This window comes from Microbacterium sp. HA-8 (assembly GCF_046111165.1).
Classification (GTDB): Bacteria; Actinomycetota; Actinomycetes; order Actinomycetales; family Microbacteriaceae; genus Microbacterium.
On the sequence record NZ_CP162025.1, the window covers coordinates 2000405 to 2014576 of the forward strand.

General features: G+C 65.1%; 13 protein-coding genes. 5 read left to right on the forward strand and 8 right to left on the reverse strand.

Annotated features, from left to right (window positions below):
- Window positions 1-129 precede the first annotated feature (129 nt).
- The 4 genes from AB2L57_RS09530 to AB2L57_RS09545 all read right to left on the reverse strand — a co-directional run bounded on the left by AB2L57_RS09530 (window position 130) and on the right by AB2L57_RS09545 (window position 4276).
- On the reverse strand, window positions 130-1641 hold the full coding sequence (locus AB2L57_RS09530) for a hypothetical protein (protein ID WP_409046941.1): 1512 nt from the start codon (window positions 1639-1641) through the stop codon (window positions 130-132).
- Between the two features lie 90 nt (window positions 1642-1731).
- Entirely contained in the window at window positions 1732-2424 is a 693-nt protein-coding gene (locus AB2L57_RS09535) for a vWA domain-containing protein (RefSeq protein WP_409046942.1), read from the reverse strand.
- A 29-nt stretch (window positions 2425-2453) separates the two neighbouring features.
- Window positions 2454-3671, reverse strand: coding sequence for an OmpA family protein (locus tag AB2L57_RS09540; protein WP_409046943.1), 1218 nt, complete (start codon window positions 3669-3671; stop codon window positions 2454-2456).
- Between the two features lie 65 nt (window positions 3672-3736).
- On the reverse strand, window positions 3737-4276 hold the full coding sequence (locus tag AB2L57_RS09545) for an NYN domain-containing protein (protein ID WP_409046944.1): 540 nt from the start codon (window positions 4274-4276) through the stop codon (window positions 3737-3739).
- 1819 nt (window positions 4277-6095) lie between these two features.
- On the opposite strand from AB2L57_RS09545, the gene AB2L57_RS09550 reads away from it, so the two are divergent.
- Entirely contained in the window at window positions 6096-6632 is a 537-nt protein-coding gene (locus AB2L57_RS09550; RefSeq protein WP_409046945.1) for a hypothetical protein, read from the forward strand.
- A gap of 17 nt (window positions 6633-6649) precedes the next feature.
- On the opposite strand, the gene AB2L57_RS09555 is transcribed toward AB2L57_RS09550, so the two are convergent.
- The 3 genes from AB2L57_RS09555 to AB2L57_RS09565 all read right to left on the reverse strand — a co-directional run bounded on the left by AB2L57_RS09555 (window position 6650) and on the right by AB2L57_RS09565 (window position 9447).
- Window positions 6650-7921, reverse strand: a complete 1272-nt coding sequence (locus AB2L57_RS09555; RefSeq protein WP_409046946.1) for an IS110 family transposase — start codon at window positions 7919-7921, stop codon at window positions 6650-6652.
- 214 nt (window positions 7922-8135) lie between these two features.
- A protein-coding gene (locus tag AB2L57_RS09560; RefSeq protein ID WP_409046947.1) for an IS5 family transposase occupies window positions 8136-9069 on the reverse strand; the annotation gives its coding sequence in 2 pieces (ribosomal slippage) (window positions 8136-8693 and window positions 8695-9069; 933 coding nt in all).
- 66 nt (window positions 9070-9135) lie between these two features.
- On the reverse strand, window positions 9136-9447 hold the full coding sequence (locus AB2L57_RS09565; RefSeq protein ID WP_196382795.1) for a hypothetical protein: 312 nt from the start codon (window positions 9445-9447) through the stop codon (window positions 9136-9138).
- A 314-nt stretch (window positions 9448-9761) separates the two neighbouring features.
- On the opposite strand from AB2L57_RS09565, the gene AB2L57_RS09570 reads away from it, so the two are divergent.
- Together AB2L57_RS09570 and AB2L57_RS09575 are read left to right on the forward strand one after the other, a co-directional pair.
- A complete protein-coding gene (locus tag AB2L57_RS09570) occupies window positions 9762-11168 on the forward strand; it encodes an IS1380 family transposase (RefSeq protein ID WP_196382794.1) in 1407 nt (468 codons plus the stop codon).
- 144 nt (window positions 11169-11312) lie between these two features.
- The gene (locus AB2L57_RS09575) at window positions 11313-11711 is read left to right on the forward strand and encodes a hypothetical protein (protein WP_409046948.1); all 399 of its coding nucleotides are present in this window, start codon (window positions 11313-11315) and stop codon (window positions 11709-11711) included.
- 468 nt (window positions 11712-12179) lie between these two features.
- Here AB2L57_RS09575 and AB2L57_RS09580 read toward each other — a convergent pair whose 3' ends face one another.
- Window positions 12180-12461, reverse strand: coding sequence for a hypothetical protein (locus tag AB2L57_RS09580; protein WP_409046949.1), 282 nt, complete (start codon window positions 12459-12461; stop codon window positions 12180-12182).
- A gap of 165 nt (window positions 12462-12626) precedes the next feature.
- Here AB2L57_RS09580 and AB2L57_RS09585 point away from each other — a divergent pair, with 165 nt between their 5' ends.
- Window positions 12627-13088: a DUF5663 domain-containing protein gene (locus AB2L57_RS09585; RefSeq protein WP_409046950.1), complete on the forward strand. Its 462-nt coding sequence runs from the start codon at window positions 12627-12629 to the stop codon at window positions 13086-13088.
- A 410-nt stretch (window positions 13089-13498) separates the two neighbouring features.
- Window positions 13499-14143, forward strand: a complete 645-nt coding sequence (locus AB2L57_RS09590) for a hypothetical protein (protein WP_409046951.1) — start codon at window positions 13499-13501, stop codon at window positions 14141-14143.
- Window positions 14144-14172 lie beyond the last annotated feature (29 nt).

Sequence of the window (14172 nt, forward strand, 5' to 3'; positions counted from 1 at the left end):
GGTCGTGACGCCATGTAATCGGCCGTACGTATCTGCATTGTGAGGAGGAACCGTGGATTGGCGGGCGATGACTCAGATCGCACCTTCTGTTCCGCGACGGTGTGGGAACTCGATGACATCGTGGCGCTCTTATCTCGCCCCGATACTCGCCAGGCTTTCTGCGTCCGGAGTGTGGGCGCCCACGACTTGTGCATCGTCGAACTCAGCCGCCGACGCTCCAGACACATCAAGGTCCTCAGCCGCCCACGCGTCGCCCGCGTCGTCGAACTCAGCCGACGAAGCTTCACCCGCATCGAGGTCCTGAGCCCCGGGGCGCCCCATGCCCGGTTCTCCTGCCTTGACCACGCGTGCGACCGCAGTCTTGCTCGCGTCACCGTGTGGGTTGTGGATGCGGAGTATCTCGATGTCGACCTCGAGTTCGGTGGTAAGCCACCGCATGATGGGAGTGGTGAGCGAACGATGCTGGGTGAGTATCGGCACAGCGAACTCGAGGTTTGGGTCGGCGGTGCGCGTGGCTGATTCCACCGTGCCCTGCGTACCCGCCCGCGTCGCGGACACCAGTGGGGCGATGGCGCCGATGGCGTTGCTGCGGGCGTACCCGTCGGTGAGTAGCTGTTCGAATAGGACGATGGACTGGTTGGCATCCTGCAGGATGCGGACCACGCGCCATTTGAGTGCGAGCCACGCGCTGGTCAGTCCAGAGCGGGCTTGCAGCACGCCGCGTTCGAGTTCATCGTGCCGCTTCTGGTTGCGAGTGAAGATCGTCAGGGTCTTGCGGTCGTGCTCCAGTACGACGTCGCGTGAGGCGGCGTCGATGAGTAGGGCAACGATCGGGAGGACTCCGTAGCCGACGGCGAGCGCCCAGGTTGGGAAACTCAGTCCCGCATCGCTCGCGGCGGTGCCGAATCGGTGGATTGCCATGACGAAGAAGAACGCACCGATCAGGAGAGCCGCGAGGACGTAGACGATTCCCATGGGCCATCCGGCCCATGACTTTGCGTAGTCAGTGATCTTCACGCCGAAGATCTGCTCTGCGCGTTCGGGGTGCATCCTGTGCGCGCGGACACGTCCCAGGCTCTTGCCTCCGAACTCGGCGAGGGCGATGACGACGGCGGGAAACAGCATGGGCAGGGTGAGGGCGACGGCCCATTCGCCAAGTTGCGCGATCGCGAACGTCTCTACCGACAGCATGAACAGGTCACGGTAGACGGCGAACATGAAACCGAAGTCAGCGACCGCGACGATCAAGGCGATGGTCCAGACGATCGCGCGCGGTACCCGAACGTCGATGAAGTGCTTCTTTCCGCTTGCCTCGTAAGTGCGCGCGATCTTCGCCTGTTCGGCGACCGCCACGACCGCGGGGTCGGCGTCGAAGCTCGCCAGCGCGAGAGTGGACGCTGCGTGCTTGTCAAATGAGGTGACGACGTCGCGCCGCAGCTTCGCCCGGACGCGGCGGGTCCGCACGACCAAGGTGTGCAGTGTGTTCGTCGCGAGAGTGGACAGCGAGGCGATGAGATTTGTCACCTCGCCCGACCGGTGGGAGGCGGTGGCGGCGCCCAGTCGAGCGCTAACTCCTGACCGGGAGGGGCCGGTGAGTGCGTTCCTCAGGCCGGTGAACAAGTCGGTGATTTTGTGCCACATAGTGGGTCCTCTCAGAAGGCGTGGGGCGAGTGGTGCGGATAGAGCGGGAATCCCGTCAGGGACATAGACCGATCCCGAAAGATGGAGGGGTTACCGCTCCACGAGCAGCTGATCGGTGGTCGCGGCGATGGCCTCGGCGACAGCACGTCCCGTCTGTGCCGTGCTTTGTGGATCAGCGTGGAACTGCAGCGAGTACGGAAAGACGTCCATCCACGTGGCGGGGGCGCTGGACCCGTTGGGCAGGATGATCGCGACGCGGTCAAACCCTGACGCGCGCAATGTTTCCTCGATGCCGGAGGTGTCGGTGCCGATGATCCCATCGGAGATCGCCACGATCGCCGAACGGCATGGAGTGGTCGGCAACGCTGGGAGGAGGTCAACGGCCGGCCCGATGTCGGACCCGCCGCTGCCGGGTTGTCCGAGACTGGTGGGCAGGTTCGCGCCGGCACTCAGGGGGATCGGTGCAAGCGCCACAGTGGCGCCGTCGTCCCACACGATAACGGCGAATTCGTCGTCGTCGCGGAGGTTTGCGGGCGCCCATCGGGCGACCTCTGCCAGCGCTGTTGTCCGCACCTGCTCGAATTGCGTCATCGACCCGCTAACGTCGGGGGCGACGACGATCCGTACGCATGCCGGCCCGCGCATGCCCGTCAACGTCAGGTCGGCGAGGTCGTCAGATCGCGGATGCGGCAGCAATCCCAGCAGGACAGCTCCTAGGCCCAGGAGCAACAGCAGCAGCCACCAGTACTTCCGCCGGGTCGGCGTCTCCCGCAGCGCGCCCACGTCATGGAGTGTTCCGGCCTGCGGCATCATCAGCAACCCCCGTCGATGACGAACTCCACGCGCCGATTCTGGGCAGGCGCCCCGCCCGGCACCGGCTGCGTGTCGCCGAAACCGACCGCCGACACCTCACCCACACCGCCCGCGAGGTCAAGGACGCGAGCCTTCGCTGCCTCGGCCCGCTGGCTCGACAGCTGCTCCGCGAAGCCTTCGGGAGCCGACGCGTCGTAAGCGGCGTGTCCGCGCACCTCGATCCGCGCCCCGGACCGCACACATTGCACAACCTCGGCAAGGACCGTGTCGGCGTCCGTGGCGAGGGCGGGCGAGTTTGGGGCGAACAGCAGCGAGCCGGGCACGACGATGGTGCTCCCGGCATCCGTGCGCACTCCGGTGATAGCCGCAAGCTGCAGGTCAGCATCCTCGGGAGCATTGGAGCGCTCGCTCTCTCCACCGACAGCGATGGCCTGATCGGTGATCGGCACAGAGCACGTCGTCGCACCCGACCGCTCGCAGAGAGCCTGGTACAGACTGCGCAGCCAGTCGGCGTGGGCGGGGGCGACGATCACTCCAAACGAGCGTGCGACTCCGGTGACAGTGACGGACGCGCCATCGAACCGGGGGTTCCAGCCGACCGCATCGAGCCCGGAGACTACGTCCGCGACGGTCACGTCGTTGACCGTGCCGGTGACGTTCAGGGCACCCGTGTTGGCGAAGCCGTCGGTTTCGACGACGTAGGTGGTCACCCCCGCGGTCGCGCCGTGCTCCGCCGCAGCGCGGATGGCCTCCGCGATGTCGCTCCCGGGCGCAGTCGGTGTTTGCGCAGCGAGCGCACGCTCAATGCAAGGGACGCTCCGGGTGACCGCGGTCTTGTACACCGCGGTGTCGGTGCCGGCATCTGCCCGGTTCAACGCGACATCCGAGAGCACCCAATAGGGCTTCGCGCCTTCGCCGTCAACGAGAAGCACGGAGATCGATCCCTTCTCGGCGGACAGAGCACGAATGCTCTCCGCAGCCTCCGCGGAGAGCCCCCCGCTCGGGCGACTGCGGCTCGCATCGAACACCAGCACCCCTGCAGGCGCGGCGTCCGCGATCGCGGATCCGAAGAGGCGATCGCATTCTTCCGCGGTCGGCCCCTCATGCGCTTGTTCCCCGCAGGCCGCGAGCGAGAAGGCCAGGAAGAGTGCAAGCAACGCTGCCACAGTGCGGATTACGGCAGCGCCAGCGGTGCGGGTGATCGTGAGGTGATTCATGGTGGTGCTCCTGTCGGTTCGAGTGGGTGTGATGTGGCTTGCGAAAGAGATTCCGATCCCGTCGTTCATGCGGCGACCGCCTCTGGTGTGACGGTTGCCATGCCGGATGCCGCCGGTGCGCCGAGGCGCATCGTCGTGTGGGTCTGGCACGCGTTCCACAGCCTCCGCGAGGGCCGACCGCGGCCGATGATCTGGTGCGTCGACATCCCGAGTTCTCGAGCACGCTCGGTCTGTTCCGTGAAGATCCCATCGCCGCTCGCGATAACGAAGGTCGAACGGCGTCGCGCCTCGTGTGCGAGGTCGGAGAAGTCCAGAAGCGCGTGGTCGGCGCCGTCGGGGCCGTCCTGCCAGCGCCACTGCAGCGGAAACCCGGCGAGCGCGGGCATGATCCGCTTGGCGACGAAGCGGCTCGAAGCCACGACGATGAGATCACCGGGGCGGACGCGGATCGAATCGCGCAACAGGATACGCATCACCCGCGCGTATTCCTCGACCGGCTGGAGCGGTCCGCCTGCGAGGTTCTCGATGTCGCACTTGATGAACTTGCGGTCGACGCGCTCGAAACTGTCCCGACGTGCGGAGTGAGTTTTGCTGTGGGTGCCCATGTTGTCCTCCTCGGCGGGGGTGCCCATCACCCCTCGCAAACTGATACCAATCCCGGTGGCTCGAGCAGGCTCGACCCGAGTGGGTCAAGAGCGGTGTGGGGTGCGGCGCCTTCCGACGCGTTCCCGTCACCTGCGCCGGGATCGGTACTGCCGGGAGTGAGCGTGACTCGCACGCTCCGGGAAAGGAAGGCATCCATGCACGGGATCGACGAGACTTTTCTCGATGAATGTGGACTGGCGGCGTTGTCCGCCCGGATCGTAGGAGTCTCATCGCCCGCGTCCACGAGCAACTCGAAAGCACAGCGAGACGGCGCGGCGCCGGCGAAAACATGTACCGTCGAGTTGTGACCCGCGCCGGCAGTCCACGCGAGTTAGAAGAACGCGGCCGGGCGCGTCACGAGATTTCGCACGCAGCCATTGCACACATACACGGCGCCCGGCTGTCGTCAGTCGACATCAGAGTGTCCGGACATGTCGGGGGCACCTGCGAGTACGCCCTGCCTAAAGACGTCCCAGCTCATGATCAACTTTGGATCGCAGCGCAAGTGAGCCTCGCCGGAACGTTGTCTGACGTTCGGGATGCGCGTCCAAGTACGGCGTCCTACTTCGACCGGATGTCGACCACGCGGTCACTCACGGCCATCGTTCGAGGCGCAGTTCGCCCAAGCGGATATTCGGGCGCACTAGACAGGGAATCGCTCGCCTCCGCGGCCCGGTCCAACGTGCTCCACCTTTTGGGTGAACACTCCCGTGTCATTGTCCAGGCGAGCGAACTACTGGCTAACGTTGGCTCCCTCTCAGGGAATCAACTAGATCGCCTTCTTGGTCGAAGTATTGGCGCTCTACCCCCGCGCTACGGTATCAATGACTGACCAGCGGGCAGGAAAATGGGAAGCCATCGAGGTGGCGAAACTGCTCGAGCGCCTAGATCGCGATAGCTAAACGACAAGAGAGGGACTTAACCCCGATCCACCGATGACCGTGGGTGCTGGGCAGCTAACGCGACTCGGAAATGTCCCTCTGACCGGGAAGGATGGAGCATCCCTGTGGTCCTATTCATCCAACCCTGACAGTCATCTCGTAGATGCAGCGCAAACAAGCCCCGGCGTCGGTGCCCGTAGCGTTGAGCGATCCGGACAAGGACGCGAACTGCAGGCTCCTGCGAAGATCCGTCGTTTCATGTGTTCCTCTCAAGTTGCCCCGCGAGCGCGAGACATCTTGAGAAAGTATCAATCCGGAATGCGCTTGCCTAGAGCGTGTCTCCCAATAGGCGCTGCCAGGTGAGGATGGCGCAGTCCCACTCGTGTAACAGCCCCCCCTATCGGCACAGGCGCTACCAACCTAAGCTCGCAATTGAGCGGCAACCTTGGTCGCGGGATGAGAAATGACATGAAAACCAGAATCGCCTCCGGGCTGGTCGGCCTCACGATGGTCGCAGTCGCAGTCTTCAGTGCGTACCCGGCGCAAGCATCCACGAACGCAAGCGTCGTTGGTGGAGTGTCGAGCGCATCACAGCTGACCGTTGTTCCCTTCCGCGAACCGACTCCGGCGTGTGGCGACCAGGTGCAGCTAGTGCGCAACGGAAGCCAGATTCGTGCGGTTGGCGTTGGCGTCACCGTCTTTCCACCCAGCTATCCGTACGGACTGATTAACGTGTACGGACCGAACGGGTCGCTGTTGGCCCAGGGGAATGCCTCAAATAGTGGCGGTGCTAACGTTCCGTTCACTGCCGTCTCATCGGGCACTGCAACTTACCGAGTTGTTCTCAGCAACCCGGCCAATACGTACAGCTACTGTGCGGGCTATTACTCCAAATAACATGAAGGGCTACCACCCGCCAACGTATCCGCTTCTTGAGGCGCGATTTCATCGTTCCGAGAACGACACTGTGCGGTGGCTGTATGGCTGGAATGGACCGGTCACTGAGGCTGCCCGGGATGTCACCCTGGCAGCCTCAGCCCCCGCGGGACGTGCGTTGGTCACATCAGGTATATGGGTAGATGAGCGAGACGTTCAGTTATCCGCACTCTTGGCTGCGAATTCGCTGGAGCAGGCGCGGTTGTTTCCAAGTGCCGGTATCGATACGGCCATCGAGGGCATGCTTTGGTTACCGGCACCACTCACGATCAACGGCGAATCTACGCAGGTCCTGATGGGTCAAATCGGCGAATGCACAGTCGCATATGAAATTAATACTCCGACACAGTTTGCCGCCGCGTGGGCAAAAGGCAGTGAGCTCGAATCGCTCAGCACGATCGACGCGACGGGTTACCTCATCAATCCGCTAGAAATGCACTCCTATCCGTCGCTCAACGAGCAGACAACCAGAGTGATGTCCGTCGTCGATTTCTATTGAGGATGCTCCTATTGCTGTCAAGCGGCCAGTGGTGGGCTGATCTGCTCCAGGATGGCGGTCGCTCGGGCCTCGAGTTCAGGGTCGGCGCGAGTGCCGATCTCGAGTCGTCGGAGCCGCTGGTAGGGGACGCCGAGAGTGGCGGCGAGAACGCTGATCGGGATGCCTTTCGCTTGTCGGCGTGCTCGGAGTTCGCGCCCGACGGGATTGTCGGTGGCGGGATTGAGCAGAGCGGCATAGATCTCGTTCGCGACGTGTCGTTTGAGGCAGCGCATGATGTCACGGTCGGTGAGTTGCTCCGAACGACGCCTCTCGAAGTAGGCCATCGTCCGAGGCTCGCGATGCCGCATGCGCAACAGCACAATCCGGTGCAGCGCGGCGTTCGCGTGCCGGTTCCCGCCGCGAGAGAGTCGATGCCGTGTGCGTTGTCCGGAGGAGGCGGGGATCGGGGCGACACCGGCGAGAGCGGCGAAGCTGGCGCGGGTTCCGAGCCGCTCGGGGTTGTCGCCCGCGGCGACCAGGAGCGTCGCTGCGGTGACAGGACCGACTCCGCTCAGGGACAGCAGCGTGGGGTTGACCTGCCGGACGAGCATCTCCAACTGTTGTTCTATCAGGTCGATCTCGGCTTGCATCGTGAGGTGTCGGACCGCGAACCGTCGCAGTGTCTGCCGGGCGACGACCGCGGGATCGGGGGACGTGATTGTTCCGGGCCGAGTCTTGGCGAGCGTGTTCACCAGACGCTGCCCGCTGAGAGCGCGGAACGCCTGTCGCACGAGCTCGGGTGCGGTGATCAGCAGCGCGTGGATCTGGTTCATCACTTGCGCTCTGGCCTTGGCCGCCGAGCGCCGCTCTGCGAGGAGGATCCGCATCGACTCGACCGCGCCATCACCAGACTTTGGGATCGCGGTGTCCGTTCCTGAGAGGACAGCGACCGCTGCCTGGTGGGCGTCGAGGGGGTCGGACTTGCCGCGACGACGGCGGGCTTGCCGGTCCTGTCGCGCGACTTCGATGACGGTCAGCCCCGCCGTGGTCAGCGCGCGTGCGAGGCCAGCCCCGTACGACCCCGTTCCCTCCACCCCGATACGGACGACATCACCGTGCGCGTGGAGGAACGCGACGATCTGCGCGTAACCGCGACCGTCGGCACGGAACTCTCGGTCCGCGACAGGTCGGCCCACGAGATCGAGGATCGCGACGTGATGCGTGTTCTTGTGCGTGTCGACCCCGGCGACCAACTCGGAGCCTGGTGGCAACGGGTTGGTCAGCGGCGGGTCGAGTGTCATGCTCGTCATTGACGGGATTCCCTTCCAATGGTGATGAACGTCACCGCGGGTCGGGTGAGTGCAGACAGCACAAAGGTGAGACGACTTTCCGGTCAGGCTCCTATCAAGTCATGTGCCCGCCCGGCCCGCAGCGACCCCGGCGTCGACGGACAGATCCACAAAAAGACAGCCGCGAACGGCGTCCGTGTAATTTCGGGTCACGCCGGCGCCGGAGCCGAATCCATCATCTCTGTGTATCTTCCAGTAGCCGAACCCAGGTGAGGATGCTGCAGAGCGTGACGCCGGCGCGGTAGGTGATCGCGAGCTTGTCGTATCGGGTGGCGATCCCGCGCCACTGCTTGGCGAGGGCGAAAAACCGCTCGATCACGTTCCGTCCGCGGTAGGCGGCTGCGTCGAGGCCATAGGGGCGTCCGCCGCGGCTGCCGCGCCGATTGCGCGCGGCGATCTGGTCCTTCTTGTCCGGGATGACGGTCTTGATCCCTCGACGGCGCAGCTCCTTGCGGATGACGCCGGTCGCGTAGGCGCGATCGGCGATCACAGCGTCGGGGCGGGTACGCGCCCGACCTGGACCAACCCTGGGGACGTAGAGTTCCGCGAGCACCTCGGTGATCATCGCGCCGTCGTTGCGCTGCCCGCCGGTGACGACCAGCGCCAACGGTCTCCCGCGACCGTCGACGGCCTGGTGGATCTTCGTCGTCAACCCGCCACGGGAGCGGCCGATGCCGTGACCGGGCGGCTCAACATCCTGCCAAGGCAGATTCTTGTGATTCGATCCCGCCCCCTGTGTCCTGCTCTGGGCGGGTCGTGTTCGTCGCGTGCTGATGCGCACGCGCGATCGTCGCGTCCACCGACACAGCCCAGTCGACCTTCCCAGCCGCATCCGCCTCCGCCAGGATCTGAGTCAACACGCGATCCCACGTCCCGTCGCCGGCATACCGGCGATGCCGTTTCCACACCGTCTGCCACGGACCGAACTGCTCGCGAGGCAGATCACGCCACGGGATCCCGGTCCGGAACCGGTAGGCGATGCCCTCCACGACCCGCCGATGCTCGCCGAACGGGTGACCGCGCCGCCTAGAGTTCGAGGGCAGCAACGGTTCGATCCGCTCCCACTGCTCGTCCGTGAACACCCGATACCGTGAACGCGTCGACCTCACCTAGCCAGCATCCCGCGAGCCTCACCTAACATATGGGAGACACGCCCTAGATGCTCCTGCATACATTTACGCCGCAGGGACCAAGAACGCGACGACTACGACGCCGACTCCACTCGCCACGATGATCGCTGCTACCCCGAGCGCCGACGAGAATCGTGGCGTGGGCCGACGTGTGAGCAACAGTGTCAGCAGCACGGCAAGGATGGAAACGAGCCCGGCGCCGACATATGCGATGGTTGCCTGCAGGGCGTAGTCCGGGGGCGGCGGTGCGGGATCCACGAGTGGTCGGGCGTAGCGGAAGCTCGCAACGTATATGAGCCCTAACACGACGAGCGCGGTGACGACCGACTCGAACACCCACACGGACCGGTTGCTCATCGACCCCTGCGCTTTCATCACAACCCTTTCTAACAGCTCAACACGGTTCTCGGTCTGGCAAGCGATCGATCAGGGTAGCCCCCTCCGCTGGAGCGGGATGCGGGGCTCGCATCGGCATGTCCCGACGCGCCACAGACCAGGGCAGAATCCATCGCGCGATCAAGCTCCATCAGTAAGCTCCTGAGCGCACCCTCGATTCACCGATGAATCGCAGTATTGAATGGGTGGGAGCATTGACCGGAAATGCCCCTCGGATCAGGGAAAATAGAGCTTGTCTAAGGTTCCAATTCCCAGAAACGAGAGGCATCTCGTAGATGCAATTCAAGCACGCTCCTGCCGCGGTGTCAGCGGTGTTCGATGATCCGAATCTCGTGTCGGCCGCGGGGCTGGTGCCGATGCTGCGACTCGCGCGTTCCGCGGGGCTGGACGAGCTCGCGCGTGAGCGGTTGAGCGTCCCGACGGACAAGGGCGCGAACGCGGGCGCGAAGGTGATGTCGCTGGTGGCGGGGATGCTCGCCGGGGCGGACTCGATCGACGACATGAATCTGCTCCGCCACGGCGGGATGGGCCGGTTGTTCGATCGGACGTATGCGCCATCGACGCTGGGATCGTTCCTTCGCGAGTTCCGGTTCGGACACGTCCGGCAGCTCGATGCGGTCGCCTCCCGCGTCCTGGCGAACCTCGCTTCGGCTGCGCCGCTGCTGCGGGTGCGGGCTGGTGAGCGGGTGATGGTGGATCTGGACGACACGATCATCGAGGTCCACGGATACCAGAAGCAGGGCGCCTCGTTCGGGTACTCCGGTGTCCGCGGTTTGAACGCACTGATCGCCACGGCATCGACGTCGGCATCGGCGCCGGTGATCCTCGGGCAGCGGCTGCGGCAGGGGAAGACCGGATCCCCGAAAGGCGCCGCACGGATCGTCGGTGACGCCCTCGCCACCCTGCGCCGCACCGGCGTCGCCGCAGGGGCTCGGCCGTTGCTGCGGGCGGATTCCGCGTTCTACGGCCACGCCACGATCGGCACCGCGATCAAAGCCGGCGCCGACGTGTCGGTGACCGTCCGGATGGACCCGGCGGTGAAGGCCGCGATCGCGACCATCCCGGATGACGCGTGGGAGATGATCGAGTACACCGACTCAATCCGTGACGAAGCCACAGGCCAGTTGATCTCCAAAGCCGAGGTCGCCGAGATCGACTTCACCGCGTTCCGCTCCCGCAAGAAAGCCGAACGCGTCGCGGGACGGCTGGTGGTCCGCCGGATCCCCGACCTGAACCCGGCACAGGCGGAGCAACCGACACTGTTCGACACCTGGCGGCACCACGCGTTCTTCACCACGACCAACACGGACGACATGGACACCGTGGTGGCGGACAAGACCCACCGCGCTCACGCGATCATCGAGCAAGTCCACGCCGACCTCAAAGCCGGGCCGCTCGCGCACCTGCCCTGCGGAGTGTTCACCGCGAACAGCGCCTGGCTCGTCCTCGCCGTGATCGCGTTCAACCTCACCCGGACTGCCGGAATCATCGCCGATCGGGTGGGACGGCTCGCGAGAGCGACGACCGCGACGATCCGCCGCACCCTGATCCACGTCCCGGCGCGGCTGGCGCGCTCCGCGCGCCGGATCACGCTGCACCTACCTGAGGCCTGGCCCTGGCAGAACGCGTTCACCCAGCTATTCACGATCACGCACGCGCCGCCACCAGTCGCGGCCGTCTGACCATGGCCGCGACCGCGGCACGACCGAGGAGCCAGTGGACGACCGGGATGCGACGCCCGGAGCTCAACCCTGCCCACGACACGCCACCGCACACCGACCACGCCAGCCCGGCCCACCCAAAGCTCATCGGTGGATCGAGGCTTAATGGCAACCGATAACGTCGCGGTCACCTTAGAATTTCCGGGGGTCTCCGCTGAGGCCCTCCGCAACGCAGCCCTCGGGGTCTTCGCTGAGGATGTATTTACGGGGCAACCCGGTTGGCACCCGCCTATCGAGAGCGCGTGGCGGTCGATCGAATCAATCTTTTCCCTCCCGCATGAGAAGGACTACCCGGTTCTAAACCTCGAGGCCGGCGGCAAGAACACTCGCGAGCCTTACCAGGCGGGCAGTTACCTGATTCGAATCTTCGAAACGGATGCAGGCACTCGGCTCTGGGTGGACTATCGATCATTCAGCGATGCCTGGGGCAGGGAAAAGAAGCTCAAGAAGATGCGTGAAGTGTTCCCAACGCTGATAGACGCGGCGTTGCGCAAACGGCTGTAAGCCCGTCATAGAGCCGCACAACGCATCGGTCCCGATCCAACGACGCATCGGGCTGCTGGCCGAGCCGACCTGCAAGCAGGCCACCGTTCTACGCAACGCTTGCGGCTGGTCGGAGCGGTCGGTCCGCGTTCCGGCTTTGCTCCCTTCCGGACACGGGTTGACGGTCGGCATCCAGTCAGACCAGTTAGACACTGTGAGCTGTAATGATGTGGGCGGGCCACCATATCCAGTCGTCACGAGGGGCAGCTGCCAGCGGGTTGGGATGGACCGCTCTCGAGTCGGACCGCTAGAGCTGCCGCTGAAAATCGCGGATGCGCTGCTCGTTCGCCGAGATGGCCAACTTCAGCCCCCTGATCTCGTTCTCGCAGCGCGCCCACGATGGCGAGGGCGGTGGTGAACAGCGTTTGGTCACGGCGAGGCAGTAACCTCACGTTATTGTCGGCCGCTCCTCGCTGGAGCCCGGCGGCTTCAGGCCCCAGTTACTTCCTGGATCGATGAGGGAATGATCCGCTTAGCAACGAAGCGGCTCGCTGCGACGACGACGAGGTCACCGGGGCGGACGCGGATCGAGTCGCGCGGCAGGACACGCATCACCCGCGCGTATTCCTCGACCGGCTGGAGCGGTCCGCCTGCGAGGTTCTCGATGTCGCACTTGATGAACTTGCGATCGACGCGCTCGAGATTGTGCCGACGTGCGGCGTGAGTCTTGCTGTGGGTACCCATGCTGTCCTCCTCGGCGGGGGTGCCCATCACCCCTCGAAACGCATACCGATCCCGGCGGCTCGGGCTATCTCGGCCTGCTCGGGACAGGTACAGGGCGGTGCGCGGTCGCTGGTGTCGTTGTTCCCGCCACAGGCGTCGGGATCGGTACTCCGGGAAGCGAGCGTGACGCGCGCTCCGGAAAGGAACTCATCCATGCAGGGGATCGACGAGGCATTCCTCGATGAATGTGGCCTGTCGGCGTTGTCCGGTTCAGATCGCCGGAGTCTCCTCGCCCGCATCCACGAGCAACTCGAGCTCAGTGTCGGGCAGCAGCTCTCCCGCGGGATGAGCGCGGACCAGATCGAGGAATTCGAGCGGATCATCGATCAAGACGCGGTCACCGTCTCGGGTTGGGTCAGCGCGCACCGCCCCGATTACGCGGCCGACGCGCTATTCCAAAAGGTGCGGGCGCAGCTGGATCCCGCGACGCCCGCCGAGCGGGTGTTGGCCGAGTACGCCGCCACGGCGTGGCTGCACGCCAATCGTCCCGATTACCCTGAGGCGGTGGCAACGGTAGTCAGCGACCTCCGGGCCGAGTTGCGCGCGCACGCGCCAGCAATTCTCCACCGCCTGACAACGACCGAACCACCGAGTGTGAATGCGCCCTTTCGCTAGGCCTCGAGATCGCCTTGGAGCACATCTGCGCGTAGAGGACATACGCGACGGCGACGGCGACGGCGGCTGCGTAGCGACGCGCTCCAGACCGTGTGGAGCCAGCCTGACCTTGCTTCCGCTCGCCGGGGATGTCCTGTAGATCTCTCGCATACGCGACTCGTTCTTTGGGGTACATCTCCACCTCCTTTGCGAATTCTTGATCGATTGACAAGGTGACCGATCCCGGCGGTGGCGTCGCATCTCCGTTGAGGCGGCGGACGCTAGCCCAGGATCCCCTGCTGATCGATCACTGACGAGGTGACCAATCCCGGCTGTCGCGCGCCGCCGTGCCCGAGCGTGGGGCCCGACGTGGTTCCGGGATCGGTGGTCCTTCTACGAGTCGCACTTTGCGATCGAGGACGGGAGACACTGTGGAACACTTCGCCGAAATCCAGATGCCGCGGGCCGCCTCTGCGCCGATCGACCGCATCGATGCGCTCGTCGTCGAGTCTCTCGTGCGTGCCGGATCGCCTGAGGTGAGGTCGGCGCTCGCGGAGCGGCGACTCGTGCGCACGGTGGCGGAGTGGGCGCCGGGCACCGGGATCGACGTGGTGTTGCGGGCAGCTGCCCGTGGTGGCCGTGTCCACGCAGAGATCCGCCCGCTCGGTGAGGTCCACCCCGGTTGGCGGCGTGACGTCGCCGGGGCACTCGAGGGCCTCGCCACTCTCGAACGTCGCCGCCTCCCAGTGGGGGGCGGGGGCCCGCGTCAGCTCGCTGAGCTTGAGCGGGATCCCGCCCGCGCGCGGCGTCGGACCGAGGACGTCATCCCTCTGCGTGAAACGCAGCCCCTGGGAGCAGCCGATGTCGTCTGGCCCACTGCTTCCCGAGACGCCTCCCTTGAGCTGATCTCGGTGCTGCGGAGCGCGCCCGGCAGCTTTGTGCGGGTGCTTATGGCGCCGCCGAGTGACTTCGAGAGGCGGATGCTGATCGAAGAGATGAGCGCGACGTGGGACCGACTCAGCCACCCCGATTTCGACACCTACCTCGGCTCGCCGGTCCTGGCAAGGACCTTGTGATGTCTCAGGACATGGGTGACGGTTCTGCA

Coding starts and splice junctions, on each gene's coding strand:
- AB2L57_RS09575 (WP_409046948.1), top strand. CDS start 11,313: ATGGCAACCGATAACGTCGCGGTCACCTTAGAATTTCCGGGGGTCTCC.
- AB2L57_RS09565 (WP_196382795.1), bottom strand. CDS start 9,447: ATGAGCAACCGGTCCGTGTGGGTGTTCGAGTCGGTCGTCACCGCGCTC.
- AB2L57_RS09545 (WP_409046944.1), bottom strand. CDS start 4,276: ATGGGCACCCACAGCAAAACTCACTCCGCACGTCGGGACAGTTTCGAG.
- AB2L57_RS09570 (WP_196382794.1), top strand. CDS start 9,762: ATGCAATTCAAGCACGCTCCTGCCGCGGTGTCAGCGGTGTTCGATGAT.
- AB2L57_RS09530 (WP_409046941.1), bottom strand. CDS start 1,641: ATGTGGCACAAAATCACCGACTTGTTCACCGGCCTGAGGAACGCACTC.
- AB2L57_RS09540 (WP_409046943.1), bottom strand. CDS start 3,671: ATGAATCACCTCACGATCACCCGCACCGCTGGCGCTGCCGTAATCCGC.
- AB2L57_RS09555 (WP_409046946.1), bottom strand. CDS start 7,921: ATGACGAGCATGACACTCGACCCGCCGCTGACCAACCCGTTGCCACCA.
- AB2L57_RS09580 (WP_409046949.1), bottom strand. CDS start 12,461: ATGGGCACCCCCGCCGAGGAGGACAGCATGGGTACCCACAGCAAGACT.
- AB2L57_RS09550 (WP_409046945.1), top strand. CDS start 6,096: ATGAAGGGCTACCACCCGCCAACGTATCCGCTTCTTGAGGCGCGATTT.
- AB2L57_RS09585 (WP_409046950.1), top strand. CDS start 12,627: ATGCAGGGGATCGACGAGGCATTCCTCGATGAATGTGGCCTGTCGGCG.